Source organism: Psychrobacter immobilis (assembly GCF_904846065.1).
In the GTDB taxonomy this organism is placed as follows: Bacteria; Pseudomonadota; Gammaproteobacteria; order Pseudomonadales; family Moraxellaceae; genus Psychrobacter; species Psychrobacter immobilis_H.
This window is the reverse complement of record NZ_CAJGZV010000001.1, coordinates 2,806,991-2,821,487: the sequence shown is the minus strand read 5'-3', so window position 1 is coordinate 2,821,487 and position 14,497 is coordinate 2,806,991. Positions and strand designations below refer to the sequence as shown.

10 protein-coding genes are annotated in these 14,497 nt (G+C 42.9%); 5 read left to right on the top strand and 5 right to left on the bottom strand.

Annotated elements, in window-relative coordinates; genetic code table 11:
• Positions 1–50 precede the first annotated feature (50 nt).
• Complete coding sequence (parC, locus tag JMW64_RS11735) at positions 51–2,360, bottom strand: DNA topoisomerase IV subunit A (protein WP_201554820.1); 2,310 nt, start codon at positions 2,358–2,360, stop codon at positions 51–53.
• A 571-nt stretch (positions 2,361–2,931) separates the two neighbouring features.
• On the opposite strand from parC, the gene JMW64_RS11730 reads away from it, so the two are divergent.
• The 4 genes from JMW64_RS11730 to JMW64_RS11715 all read left to right on the top strand — a co-directional run bounded on the left by JMW64_RS11730 (position 2,932) and on the right by JMW64_RS11715 (position 8,573).
• Complete coding sequence (locus tag JMW64_RS11730; RefSeq protein WP_201554818.1) at positions 2,932–4,659, top strand: AMP-binding protein; 1,728 nt, start codon at positions 2,932–2,934, stop codon at positions 4,657–4,659.
• 608 nt (positions 4,660–5,267) lie between these two features.
• A complete protein-coding gene (locus JMW64_RS11725) occupies positions 5,268–7,040 on the top strand; it encodes an AMP-binding protein (RefSeq protein WP_201554816.1) in 1,773 nt (590 codons plus the stop codon).
• A 241-nt stretch (positions 7,041–7,281) separates the two neighbouring features.
• The gene (rph, locus tag JMW64_RS11720; protein WP_045443953.1) at positions 7,282–7,998 is read left to right on the top strand and encodes a ribonuclease PH; all 717 of its coding nucleotides are present in this window, start codon (positions 7,282–7,284) and stop codon (positions 7,996–7,998) included.
• Positions 7,999–8,075: 77 nt separating this feature from the next.
• Positions 8,076–8,573, top strand: coding sequence for a hypothetical protein (locus tag JMW64_RS11715; RefSeq protein WP_201554814.1), 498 nt, complete (start codon positions 8,076–8,078; stop codon positions 8,571–8,573).
• Positions 8,574–8,693: 120 nt separating this feature from the next.
• On the opposite strand, the gene JMW64_RS11710 is transcribed toward JMW64_RS11715, so the two are convergent.
• A complete protein-coding gene (locus JMW64_RS11710) occupies positions 8,694–10,829 on the bottom strand; it encodes a WG repeat-containing protein (RefSeq protein WP_201554812.1) in 2,136 nt (711 codons plus the stop codon).
• A 212-nt stretch (positions 10,830–11,041) separates the two neighbouring features.
• On the opposite strand from JMW64_RS11710, the gene JMW64_RS11705 reads away from it, so the two are divergent.
• Positions 11,042–11,788 carry a hypothetical protein gene (locus tag JMW64_RS11705; protein ID WP_201554810.1) on the top strand — a complete coding sequence of 249 codons (747 nt, stop codon included), beginning with the start codon at positions 11,042–11,044 and terminating at the stop codon, positions 11,786–11,788.
• A 115-nt stretch (positions 11,789–11,903) separates the two neighbouring features.
• On the opposite strand, the gene hemJ is transcribed toward JMW64_RS11705, so the two are convergent.
• The 3 genes from hemJ to JMW64_RS11690 all read right to left on the bottom strand — a co-directional run bounded on the left by hemJ (position 11,904) and on the right by JMW64_RS11690 (position 14,331).
• A complete protein-coding gene (hemJ, locus tag JMW64_RS11700) occupies positions 11,904–12,338 on the bottom strand; it encodes a protoporphyrinogen oxidase HemJ (protein ID WP_045453451.1) in 435 nt (144 codons plus the stop codon).
• An 89-nt stretch (positions 12,339–12,427) separates the two neighbouring features.
• Positions 12,428–13,489 (bottom strand): biotin synthase BioB, encoded by a 1,062-nt coding sequence (gene bioB / locus JMW64_RS11695; RefSeq protein ID WP_406947506.1) that lies wholly within the window; start codon positions 13,487–13,489, stop codon positions 12,428–12,430.
• A 332-nt stretch (positions 13,490–13,821) separates the two neighbouring features.
• A complete protein-coding gene (locus tag JMW64_RS11690) occupies positions 13,822–14,331 on the bottom strand; it encodes an SCP2 sterol-binding domain-containing protein (RefSeq protein WP_055124808.1) in 510 nt (169 codons plus the stop codon).
• Positions 14,332–14,497: the final 166 nt, after the last annotated feature.

The following is a 14,497-nucleotide window of genomic DNA, read 5'->3' as shown; positions in this document are numbered from 1 at the left end:
TAGGTGAAGTAGTAGCTATAGCTAAGCTTTTGCTTCAGTATTCAAAAAACTTAACCCGCAACCTCAACACTCGTCACATTCTGAAAGCCTCTTGGCAACTGTCCACCACGATTGCCTCGGACTCCCGTATAGTTAGCCAAATCATTTGGCTTAAGTGTCACATGGCGTTTGCCAGCGGTAATAATTAGGCTGTCTTGCTGACTGAGAGGCGTAATGGCGAGCACCTCCTCATTCTCTTTCAATTTAATTAGCTTATTACCTTTACCGCGTGCCTGTTCAGGTAAATCATCGAGGGCAAATATCAGCAAATATCCAGCATTGGTCACGACAGCAATATGGTCAGGCGCTACCTTTGCATTGGTATTGTCACTGTCAGCATTATTAGCTGTTTCTACTGGCGCATCGATACGCGCAACAGGGAGCAAACGACTATCAGCCGCTAGGTTAATGATGTTTTTACCCGCTTTTTGATTACTATCAAGATTACCGATGGTGTTGATAAAACCATACCCTGCGGAGCTAGCGAGGATGATGCGCTGATCGTCAGCACCGGTTAATAGCTGCTCAAAGCTAGCACCTGCTGGTGGTTTTAACACACTGGTCAGAGGATCGCCTTGACCACGAGCCGAAGCAAGGCTATGTGCGTCAATACTATAGCTGCGTCCAGTGCTATCGAGCACGTAGATTTTCTCATTGGATTTGCCACGGACGTGCGCTTGATAGCTGTCACCTGAACGATAACTCATGCCAGCAGCGTCAACATCATGACCTTTGGCAGCACGAATCCAACCTGCCTTTGATAGGATGGCAGTGATTGGTTCGCTCGGTACAAGGTCAGATTCTTTTAATGCTTGCGCTTCTTCGCGCTCTGCCAGTGGTGATACGCGCTCATTGCCATGTTCTTTCATATCAGCTGTCAGCTCATCAATCATCAGATTGGTCAGGCTGTCTGGATTGTCCAAATACTCTTGAATGATGGCACGTTCGGCAGCCAGTTCATCTTGCTCGCGGCGTAGCTCAATTTCCTCTAACTTTGCTAGCTGACGCAAACGAATATCCAAAATAGCATTGGCTTGAATTTCAGTGAGGTCATAATCTTGCATTAACGATAATTTTGGATCGTCCTCTTCGCGAATAATGCGAATGACTTCATCAATATTAAGATAAGCAATCAGCAAACCTGCGAGGATATGTAAGCGCTTGTCGATTTTATCGAGGCGATATTGCAGACGGCGCGTGACCACAGAACGGCGACATATTAGCCATTCATCAAGGATTTCTTTTAGGTTTTTGACCTGCGGCTTACCGTTTAAGCCAATCATGTTCATATTGACGCGGTAATTGCTTTCTAAATCCGTACTGGCAAACAGGTGGCTCATGACGCGAGCGACATCGACTCGGGTTGATTTTAGCTCAAGTACGATACGACAAGCGTTTTCGTGATCTGATTCATCATGAATATCAGTAATCCAAGGCAGTTTTTTATCCGTCATGAGCTTGGCGATTTGCTCTTGGATTTTGTTGCCTGAGACTTGGTAAGGCAGCGCGTCAATGATGACGAGATTCTTTTCTTTAGGGTCAACATGGAACGTCGCGCGCATTTTATAGCTGCCGCGTCCAGTCTCGTACATCGCTTGCAAATCTTTTTTGCTAGTGATGATTTCCGCTGGCGTTGGTAGGTCAGGCGCGGGTATCGATTGGGTAAGCTGCTTAACCGACAACTCTGGGTTTTTGAGCAGACGAATGGCTGCGCGTACCACTTCATTAAGGTTATGCGGTGGAATATCGGTTGCCATGCCGACTGCAATACCTGTTGTGCCATTTAATAGGATATTTGGCAGGCGGGCAGGTAGGGTGGTTGGCTCTTGCATGGTGCCATCAAAGTTATCTTGCCAATCGACCGTGCCTTGTCCGAGTTCTGCAAGCAAGGTATTGGCATAAGCCGACATTTTGGCTTCGGTATAACGCATGGCGGCAAAAGATTTAGGATCATCTGGGCTACCCCAATTACCTTGACCTGTAATGAGCGGATAGCGATAGCTGAACGGCTGCGCCATGAGCACCATAGCTTCATAACAAGCGCTGTCACCATGCGGATGGTATTTACCCAAGACGTCACCGACGGTACGCGCAGATTTTTTCGCTTTTGCCGTTGATTTTAGCCCCAGCTCACTCATGGCGTAAACAATGCGGCGCTGGACAGGCTTTAGACCGTCAGCGATATTTGGCAGCGCCCGATCCATGATGACATACATCGCATAGTTGAGATAGGCCTGCTCAGTGAACTCTGCGACTGAGCGAGTATCCATCGGTTCATTGGGAATAATAGGGTCAATCGTATGATCAATAACATCGGACATAAAATAGGGTTCACTTATCAGTTTTAATAGGTATAAATAATTGGTGCAAGCGTACAAATAGGATAGCGCTATCGTAAAGGATATTGGCAAAATTAAAAAGGCATAAGTCACAATAGGCGACAGGTCGTGACGTGCTAGATAATGATAAAGAGAGTACACAGCGTAACTTTGTGACCTTAACAGAGCTTGCTACTGCCCTTGATAGTAAAGGTAAAAAATAGTTAACAATAAAACACTATGAAGAGTATTAATGAATAAATGTTCGCTAATAAATTGCTGAAAGATTATCGATTATTGCTATTAAGGTTTTGATAACTATGACATTATTGACCGTCAAGACAGTTTGCGAACTCAAGTAGCAATCTTTTATATTGAGTAGTCTGTATAAAGTGTGTATGTTAATGAACAGAGGGCTATTTACCGCTATATTGTTTGCTCATCACCATATGATTGCCTCACAGCCAAGCCTGCCATTACGATGACAAGCCTGCGCTCTGAGCTGTTATATTTTTATCACACTGTGATTCGCATGGGTTGACGGTAGCGTACTATTACTAGGAGAGAAAAGATTATGGAAAATCACAGTAACCTAATTCGTCGTAACGATAAAGTATGGGTCAAAACTTATGAAAAGCTTGGTATTCAATACGACATTGAGATGCCAGCCGCTAATACTTCTTTAATCGATATATTTGAGCAGAATTTTACGAAGCACGCTGGTAAGACAGCGTTTGTCTGTATGGATGCAAAACTCTCCTACGAAGATTTAGATCGTTATAGCAAACAAATTGCTGCCTACTTGCAATCACTTGGGTTAAAAAAAGGCGATAAAGTCGGCGTCATGATGCCAAATATTTTGCAGCTACCGGTTGCCGTATTGGGTGTGCTGCGTGCTGGCATGACCTTGGTTAACGTTAACCCGCTTTACACCTCAAAAGAGCTTGAGCATCAACTAACAGACTCTGATACCAAAGCATTATTTATTTTAGAAAACTTCGCCAAAACCTATGAAGACATTGGTAAGGATTTGGTTGACCATGTCATCGTGACGTCGATGGGTGATTTGATGAGTCCATTGAAAGGCTTTATCGTCAATATGGTCGTGCGTCACGTGAAGAAGCTTGTACCTGACTATAATCTTAAAACCAGCACCAGCTTCAAAACAGCACTGAATCGCTTCTCAGCCAAAAATTATAAACGTCCAGATAACATCTGCCTTGATGACATTGCCGTTTTGCAATATACCGGCGGCACCACAGGTGTTGCTAAAGGGGCGATGCTCACGCATGGTAATTTAGTCGCCAACCTGATTCAATGTGATACCTATCTTGGCGATGCTTTTGATAAGTTTGAAGGTATGGATGAGCAGCCAGTTATCATGACTGCCTTGCCGCTATATCATATCTTCTCATTCACCGTTTGCGGCATGTTTGGCTTATATCGCGGCTGTATCGGGTTACTGGTACCAAACCCACGTGACGGCGCAAGCTTAATCAAAGCTTATAAAGATTATCCACCAGCGTTTTTCCCAGCAGTTAATACGCTGTTTAATGCTTTAGCAAATAGCGATCCATTTAAAGCCTTAGATCATAGCAAACTTGAGATGTCTATGGGCGGCGGCATGGCAGTATTAAAAGACACCGCTGACAAATGGCAAAAAATTACTGGTAATGTGATCGTGCAAGGCTATGGTCTGTCAGAGACGTCTCCTGTGGCGTCAGCAAACCCAGAAGGTACGGGCGAATTCTCAGGCAATATTGGTCTGCCGATGCCAGCGACAGACATGGCTATCTTGGATGAAGAAGGCAATGAGGTCGCACTGGGTGAGCGTGGCGAGATTTGTGTTCGTGGTCCGCAGGTTATGAAAGGCTATTGGAAACGTGATGATGCCACCGCTGAAGTCATGACCTCTGACGGTTATTTCCGTACGGGTGATATCGGCGTGATGGATGAAGAAGGCTACTTTAAAATCGTTGATCGTAAAAAGAATATGATTTTGGTATCTGGCTTTAACGTCTATCCAAACGAAGTCGAAGATGTGATGTCAGGTCATCCAAAGATTTTGGAGTGCGGTGTCATCGGTATCGAAGATGAAAAGAGCGGTGAAGTACCAAAGATTTATGTCGTGCGTAGTGATGACAGTTTGACTAAAGAAGAAGTGCTTGCTTATAGCAAAGAGAATTTAACTGGTTATAAGCGTCCTCGTTATGTTGAGTTCATCGATGAATTACCAAAATCAAATGTCGGTAAGATTTTACATAAAGATTTGCGCGTGTTGGAAGAAAAGAACCACGGTTAATCAGCTAGCTTTCAGCGCCAGAGTATTTTTATGAGTGTCTGCTACTGTTTGTTAGGCACTCGTAACGTCATCATGATAAGTCACCACGATACTAATGATAAAAACTAAAGCTACCAACTAACGCTACGAATTAAATCTGCAAGAAACTATCAGGATGCTAAGTTGTCGTGATAGTGGTGGTTGTGATACTGGGTGTCGTGATCCAAAAATGGTAAGGTTGCTGGTATGCTGCCTTATCATTTTTTGTATTTATTGCTTTTTTTGTCCCTATGACCCAGTCAGGTAGAGATAGAGAATTTTTAGCAAAACTGCTATAGTGCTTACCGACATATTTGTCTATTTATCGACGAGATGACGTTAGTTTTGCGCTATATCTCTGATAAAACTATCAGGAATAATGTGGTTTTTAATTCGGCAATGCCGAGTTATTGTGCTATTTATCAAGGACTTAACGTTGCGCTTTGATTGACAAAGCTTGTGAATGACAAACCTTTTTTGTTACCACATTTTTTATTCACAAGCTTCTGCTGTCACTGAACAATCACAAAAAATAATGGTGTTTTCATTAGATTATTCTACGTTTTTAACGGTAACATTTAGGGAAAATTATGACCGACAGTATCAATAAAGAGACCACAAACGATAATGCTGCAATGAATAATAAAGACAGCGTATTTCCTACTATGCCGACGATAGATAGTGACAGCCCCTGGTTGAAAACTTATGAGCGTTATGGCATTGATGCGACTATCGATATGCCTGATGACAATACCTCTTTACTTGATGTGTTTGAGCGTAACTTTAGCCGTTATGGGAAAAAAACGGCCTATATTTGTATGGGTGCATCGATCAGCTTTAAGGAATTGGATTTATACAGTCGCCAAATTGCCAGTTACTTACAATCATTAGGCTTGGTAACAGGTGATAAAATTGGGGTGATGATGCCCAACCTCCTGCAATATCCAGTGGTTGCTTTGGGAATCATCCGTGCAGGTATGGTGTTGGTCAACGTTAACCCTTTATATACCAGCCGAGAGTTATCGCATCAGCTGCATGATAGTGGCACCAAAGCCCTGTTTATCGTAGAGAACTTTGCGAACACTTATCAAGAGGCGGAAGACAAAGGTCAGGTTGAGCACGTCATCGTTTGTAAGATTGGCGATATGCTAGGAACAGTGAAAGGAGCCGTCGTTAACCTCGTTGCGCGCCATGTCAAAAAAATGATTCCGGCTTATAGCCTGCCAAACAGCGTGAGTTTTAAGCACGCTTTAAATGCAGTATCAGCCAGCAAATATAAACGCCCTGATTTGAATTTAAGCGACGTGGCATTATTGCAATATACGGGCGGTACGACAGGGGTTGCCAAAGGTGCAATGCTGTCGCACGGTAACTTAGTTGCCAATATGCTACAGATTAGTGCATTGATGGACAGTGCATTTGATGATGATGTTGATGCCAATGATGTCATCCTGACGGCACTACCGCTATATCATGTATTCTCATTTATGGTCTGCGGCATGTATGGCATGTACCGAGGTTATGCAGGCTTGCTTATCCCAAACCCTCGTGATCTTGATGGTCTAATTAAAGACATGGCCAAATACAAGCCCGCCTTTATCCCTGCGGTGAATACTTTGTTTAACGGTCTAGTACACAAAGACGGCTTTGCAGACTTAGATTTCTCTAACCTAAAAGCGTCTATCGGTGGCGGTATGTCTGTCTTGCCAAGCGTGGCAAAAGAGTGGCATAAAATCACTGGTCTGCCTATCGTGGAAGGTTATGGTTTGTCAGAAACCTCACCAGTGGCTGCTTTTAACCCGATGACCATTGCTGAGTTCACGGGTAAAATTGGTATTCCTGCCTCTAGCACCGATATAATACTGATCGATGATGATGAAAATGAAGTCGCATTGGGTGATCGCGGCGAGATTTGTGTCAAAGGTCCGCAGGTAATGATAGGTTATCAAAATCGTCCAGAGGAAACAGCTGAAACGTTTACTGCCAATGGCTTTCTAAAAACTGGCGATATCGGCATCATGGACGAAAAAGGCTTTATCAAAATCGTCGATCGCAAAAAAGACATGATTTTGGTCTCTGGTTTTAACGTTTATCCTAACGAAATTGAAGAAGCCATGAGCGAGCATCCAGCTGTGGTAGAATGCGGCGCTATCGGTATTCCAAACGATGACCGCGGTGAAGAACCAAAGTTGTTTGTGGTCAAAAAAGGTGATGTGACTGAGCAAGAGTTGCTTGATTTTGGCAAAAAGCAACTGACTGGCTACAAGCGTCCGCGTCACATACAGTTCGTCGATGAATTACCAAAATCAAACGTGGGTAAAATCCTGCGTAAAGAATTGCGTAAGATGGAAGGGTTAGAATAAAGTTGGTGCTATTTCTTTGTTAAGCCAATTACTGGCTCAAGTAGCGGCGCAATAGCTAGAACGAATCTTGCTATTGCGCCGCTGCCACGTTAGGATATCTCAATATTTACGTCTGCTATGGCATCCAATCATTATTTATTTTAGCTTATTAACAGTTTGCTAGATAAATGACGGTTAGCCACATAATGACAGACACCTCATTTTATGACACAGCCTTTAAAACATTGTACTAGGGATTTTTATGCGTATTGACAATCGTGAGCTTGACCAACTTCGCTCGATCAGCTTTGAGCGCCATTATACTAAGCATGCCGAAGGGTCAGTGTTAGTCAGCTTTGGTGATACCAAAGTATTGTGTACCGCTAGTGTTGAATCTGGCGTTCCGCGTTGGCTCAAAGGTAAAGGCAAAGGCTGGATCACTGCTGAGTATGGCATGCTGCCACGCGCGACGAATACTCGTAACCAACGTGAAGCGGCACGTGGTAAACAATCAGGTCGTACCCAAGAAATCCAGCGTTTGATTGGTCGTAGCTTACGAGCGATGATTGACTTGAGTAAGCTGGGTGAAAATACCATTTATCTTGATTGTGATGTTTTGCAAGCCGATGGCGGTACTCGTACTGCTAGTGTGACAGGGGCTGCTATTGCGCTTATCGATGCATTAGAGAGTATCCAAAAAAGCAAAAAACTCAAGGCAGATCCACTGATTGGTTTGGTCGCTGCGGTCTCTGTTGGTATGAAAGACGGCAAAGCGTATCTAGATCTAAACTACGAAGAAGATGCCAGCTGTGATACCGATTTGAATGTGGTTATGACCCAAAAAGGCGAATTTATTGAGCTACAAGGAACAGCGGAAGAAAAGCCATTTACCCGCGCTCAAGCCGACGATATGCTGATTCTTGCCGAAAAAGGCATCGCTGAGTTGATTGCCATGCAAAAAACAGCCTTGGGTTGGTAGTCCTATTGATGACTACTTGCTCATCGTATTTTCATTAAATTCTTACTTTCTTATTACTCTGTAACAGGTAGTCATGCATGCTCAAGCTGACAGACGATGGTGCCAAAATCACGCTACAAGATCAGCCCAAAACGACTGAAGATGGCATGTTTTGGTTTGGCTCAGCATTATTAATAGGAGCAGTGGCGGTTGCTTTGGCAATGAGTCTGCTGCCTGAGCGCCTGGCTATAGGGGCATTGGCGCTACTGATTATTGGTAGCTTTATCTTTAATCGAAAACGCCAACAACAGAAAAAAGCCATGGCTGGTGTCATCAGCAGCGGCATCTTGTGGCTGCATGCGGGTGAGCTGGTGCATGACAATCAAGGTAAGCGTCAGCATATTCAGTTGACCGACGGTGATAAAGTCATGCTTATTGGTGAGCAATTACAGATTGTTGATTGTGATGATATACGCAAATACCATATTAGCGGCTTTGATAGTATCCAAGAGGCAACCGCTGCCAAAGCTATTTTGCAAGGTCAAGCATTGGGCAAGCGCCATGTGAATATCAAGATGGGTGATAATACGCCCTAGCATTAAAAATCTAGCATGGTATTTAGACATCATAATATGTAATGACGTAACGCAATCACTTGAACCTCACCGAATATCTGAAATACTCAGCGAGTTACTTTATTTTGTGGCTTTAATTTATTAAGGTAGCTTCTCTATAAGAATAGATTCTTTCGTTTTTTTGTTGAAAATGAATGTTTGCTTATCGCTTACAAAGTGTAATTCATCCTTATAGCCGTAATCGAGCGGCTCGTCTTCAAAGTCTATAGGAATGATGATTTCTCCTTTAGCGTCAATTAATCCCCATTTTTCTTCTGACTGAACGACAATGCTGTCATTATTTAATGCTGTGATTTTAGAGAACCGCTTATCAGGATGAAGGCGCTTGCCTTGAGCATCATATAGGCGCCAGTCTCCTGGGTCAGAAAACCCTACCATTGTGGTCGTCATACTATCTGTCGTTGCACTATCAAATATACTAAACTCTTTTATATCATGGTATTTGATAGGCACTATGGTCTTATTGGTGGAACTTATCATACCCCATGCGTTTGGTTTTGCCGCAAAGTAGGTCTGCGCCCCAATTTGCATCAGTCTATTGTACATGGGCGGTATAAGCACGTTGCCTTTCACATCTATCATACCAGTCTTACTGTTTTTACTGACCCTGTAGCGGTTGGGATTATTATAAGTAATCCTGTCAAAGGGTAGCGGTAAAACCTTACGACCTTGTTTATCAATAAACCAGTTTTTATTGTCTATTTTGACAACCGCAATACCGTCATGAAATGCTTGTGCACGCTTATAAATGTTTTTAATGACCAGCGTTCCAGCAGTATTTATATATCCCCATTTGCCGTCTTTTTGAACTGCTGATAGGCCATCACTAAATGGAGATATATCTTCATATGCGATAGGAGTCATGCGCTGTTCTTCTTTATTAGCCAAACCTTGTAGACCATCACGTGCCACTAAAAATAGCCCATTGAGTGAGACGCCTTCATAATCATAGTCATCAGACAAATATATCTTCCCAGACGAATCAATGACTCCTTGATTATGGCCTTTTGCGATAGAGCCATAGCCATTTGCATAACAGCAAATTAGCATATCATATTCAGGGGGTATCAGGATGCTGCCGTGACGATCGATAAGCCCGTACTTGTCCTCTTTCCTGATCGTTCGAACACCTGATTCATCATCTGGATATCCCAATTTATCGTATTCTACTGCTAAAATGATTTCGCCAGCACCATTAATGAGACCGTATTTTTTGTTTTTTTCAACCACTCTCAAATCTTGTTCATCGACGGTACTAATATCAGCGTATTCAACTGGAGCGATAAGTTGACCCGCGGAGTTGGCAAGGCCGTAAAGATTGTCGTTTTTTAATTCGTATTTTTTATCGTCAAAAACGGAGATGTTATCGTAGTTGGCTGACGATACAATCTTACCTTCGTTATTAATAAAGCCAACCTTGCCATCTTTTTTGAATGTTTCTATTCCAACCTCATCGGGATAGAAGCTAGGTAGTTGGTCAAACTCAAAGGGATGTAGAATATTGCCTTTTAAATCTAGGAGCCCCCATTTGTCCTCCTTCTTTGCTTTTAGCATCATAGGACGATGCGAAAAAGTTTTAATCTCTTGATACTCAATTGGGCTCAGTAGATTTCCTAGTTCGTTGGTTAGACCATATCGGTTACCTATAGCAACTTTGCCGTAATAAGGCTCTCTACAACAAAATAAGCGGTCGTATTTTGCAGGTAAGACAATATGACCTTTTTCGTCAATTAACCCTTTTTTCTCCTGTTTTGAAATCAAGGCTCGATTGTGATTGTGGTCATTATCTAGACTGTCAACCCAATCATACTCCAAGGGCAATACGATGTTTCCAAGAGGATCAGCCACTCCATACTTTCCGTCTTGATTTAGACGAAAGTAGTGATTGTCATAGAGCGTAATGCCATCATAAACGGTCGGTAAAATCTGTTTTCCTTGTTTGTTGATGATACCTTTTTTACTGCCACTAGCCACCCCTAATAGCGTGTCATTAATATCAATAAAGTTGTCGAACGTATAATCTGTTAACAGCACCCCATTTTCATTGACTAAAGCCCATAAGGTGTTATCAAGCGTTGCCACCGTTAATTTATCTTCGCGTAAACAGCCTACGTAGGTAGCACCATTCACTGACGGTTTGACGCACTCTTCATTGGCATAAACCATAGAAGTGGGTATAAAAATACAAACAATAATCAGTTTTTTAATCGATAACACGCTATTTCCTAAGTTTTTTATCGTTTGGATGAATAATAACTCAACTAAATTTAAATGGTAAGGCGGTCTTAAGGTTTTCTTATAATGCATTTGGGTTTGAGAATGTATTCACAAAGCTTGCAGACGCCTAGCGAAATAGTTTATAAGTAAGCCTGCAATGTTCGATTGTCATTTATGCGATGATTTATATTTTATTGGCAAGGAGTTAGCCCATGTCGTGTTTGCCCATATCGTTGGTTTCAGCGTCGTGTAGCTTATTTTTATTAACTTTTGGCGTCGTCAGTCAAGCTCAGGCAGATAGTATGAGCGCACTCATTGCCCAAAAGTCCGTCCAGTCTGATTATGCTTCACCTTCATACTCTTCCGTGCCCTCTGCCAAAGTCAGTACTCGTTCTACCATTCAACGTGCAGGAACTTATCTCTCAAATTCTGCCAGTACTCCACCAGTGGTTCAGACATCCTATCGTTATCCTGAAGTAGCGCGTCAAGCACCAGCAGTGATGCCCGCTTTTTTATCGGGTAATTATGATAATGTCGATAGCGAGTATTTACCGTTACTGAGCAATGCGGAGAGGCAGAGTAGTTTGGCCGCACGTGAAGTGGTTAGCACCGCCCGCAAGATGGCGCTGAACGAGCGTGCGATCATTCAAGGTGGCTGCTGGGACTATCTCAATGCCGTGTTTAAACGCGCCGGGGTGACACGCGATACCATTCATAAAGGTACTTATGGTCAAGGTCCGTATGCCAATAGTGGCGAAATTGAAGTTGGGGATTGGCTCTATTATATCAATCATGGCTATAATGGCGTCGAGCATAGTGGACTGTTTGTCGGCTGGGTTGATGAGCGCGCAAAGCAAGCACTGATCCTCAGCTATGCGGGCGAAAACCGCCGCGAACCTGCGCGTTACCGTGTTTATGATTTGAGTAATGTCTATCAAATCATGCGCCCTAGTGTTTAAGGTGTCATATTTATGATGTCCTAAAAAAAGCGTCCGTTACTTTAATAAGTAACGGACGCTTTTAGTTTAGAGGTGTTCAGATCTAAAAATCAGTTACTAGCCTGTTTACTGAATTTTAGAAGGGCTTTACTACTACCAAGATGACGATAATGACTAATGCAAACACTGGTACTTCGTTAAACCAGCGCCAAAATTTATGCGTCTTATAATGCGGATTATCCATTAGCTTTTTACGATAAAATCCACAAGCACCGTGATAGCCAGAGAGTAGCACCACTAATAAGAGCTTGACGTGTAACCAGCCTTGGGTTTTATATACCTCCCAGCCTAGCCCCAACATCCATAGACCGAAGACCCATGTGGCTATCATCGATGGCGTCATAATACCGCGATATAGCTTGCGCTCCATAATAGCAAAGCGTTCGTGGCTGATGCTGTCGTCACTCATCGCATGATAGACAAATAAGCGTGGCAAATAAAATATCGCCGCAAACCAGCAGACCATCGATATAATATGTGCCGCTTTAATCCAATTGAAATAATCTGCCATCACATTCTCTCTTACGATTTAATATTTTATTATCAATAATGTCGGCAAGCTTAGCGCAGATTATCCAATAATGGTAGCGATAAAAAACGCTACTCTGCCATCACCACTTGCGATTGATGACCACTCATCGCATCCATCACAGGCAATACTTTGGGTGCTCTTGGCGCGGCAAATTGCTTTGTTAGACCAAGCTCACGCATGAGTCTGTCATCGCCTGATTGGCTTGCATTGCCAGTAGTCAGCAGTTTATCGCCATAAAAGAATGAGTTGGCACCTGCCATAAAGGCCAAGGCTTGTTCAGAGTCGGACAAGCTTTCGCGGCCAGCAGACAAACGCACATAGCTGGTCGGGCAGCAAATACGTGCTACGGCAATAGTACGAATCCACTCAATCACTGACAGTTGACCTTCTTCCAATACTTTGTCGCCAATTGGTGTGCCTTTAATGGGCACAAGCAAGTTGACCGGAATTGACTCTGGCGCTTTGGGCATTTTTAGCAGCTCATGTACCCAATCGATACGGTCGTCACGGCTTTCACCCATACCGACGATATTGCCACTACAAACATTGATGCCGGAGTTACGCACGTTGTCTATGGTATCTAAGCGCTCGTCATAGCTTCGCGTGCTGACGACTTGCTCATAATAACGACGCGAGGTATCTAGGTTATGATTGTAATAATCGAGTCCAGCATCCGCCAGTTGCGTCGCTTGATTGGTATCTAGCATACCAAGGGTCATACAGGTTTCAAGTCCCAAGGCCTTGACTCCTTTGATCAGCTCAACCACATAAGGCATGTCTTTGGCGCTTGGATGTTTCCATGCTGCACCCATACAAAAGCGTGACGAGCCACTGGCTTTGGCACGTTTGGCCGCAGCAATGACTTTATCGACTTCTATGCGCTTCTCTGCTTGTAGTTTGGTGGTATCGCGGTGGTGACCTGACTGTGAGCAATAGCCACAATCTTCGGGGCAGTTACCTGTTTTGATCGACAACAAAGTACTGATTTGTACTTCATTGGCAGTGAAGTGCGCCCGATGTATCGTTTGCGCTTGCAACAACAAATCCATCAAAGGCAAATCAAACAGTTCGGCGACTTCTTCGCGGCTATGCTTACGGGTCATTTGTTGGCTGGCTTTGCTGGCATCCATTGCTAAGTTGTTTAAAAAGTCATTGTTCAAGCCGCTGTGGCTGTTATTTTTATTATTGAACGTGTCAGTGGGGCTACTGGCATTAGGCTCTGAGATGTTAAGTAATCCTGCCATCATATAATTCCTTTTATAATAGTTTTTGAAACAATCATTTTTAAGAGAATAGGGGTTAAAAGAGTTGTGTGTAAAGCCATAAAATTTTAGATAATAAAAAAGGCTGCGATATAGTATACCGCAACCTTTTTAGAAAGTCAGAACACTGCGAAAGAGTAAAGTAACTGAGCGCTAAATAATCGTGATCTGTTCTCTTTATTTACGTCGATCTATTTACGTTATGATTTACCAAGTTTGTGCTTAGCAACCCCAATCCAATGATTGGCAAGTTTTTGTGCTTTATAAGCATAAGGCTTGGCTTTTTGGATATAAGGTTTACATTCTTCTGGAACAGCTGGCACGATATGCTTAGCAAGCTTATTGAACCACATCATTAGGCTGTAATCGCCTTCGATGCTGAGGTTGCCTTCTTGTACAGCAGTCATAAAGGCAGGAAGATTGCCTTTGGTCAAAAGCTTAACACCTGTCATCGAATCTTTGAAATTGATGGTGAGGTCTGCTTTTTTAGCATGACCACTGTATTGGCTGAAGCTACCATTATCAAAGACAAAATAACGGGCGATATCCGCTTCAGTGCTGGCAAGCTCAATTGTAACATTGCGATCAGCGAATAGTGCTTTCACATCTTCGTTATCACTATCAGCAAGCATGGACAAACGATAGCCAATTACAGCCAATAGCACATCTAATGGATCAGATTTAATATCTAATACAGGAACAGTAAACATAATCGAACTCCTAAAGAATGAGACGCAAAATAATGCGTACTTTATAACAATTTTTGCGACAAATATATAACTAGATTATAAACGATAGAGAGGTTGCTATTCTTTAGGAGTTACGTAGAGAGCGTTAAGTATCTTGTAACATCCAATGACGTCATCTTGATTAAAA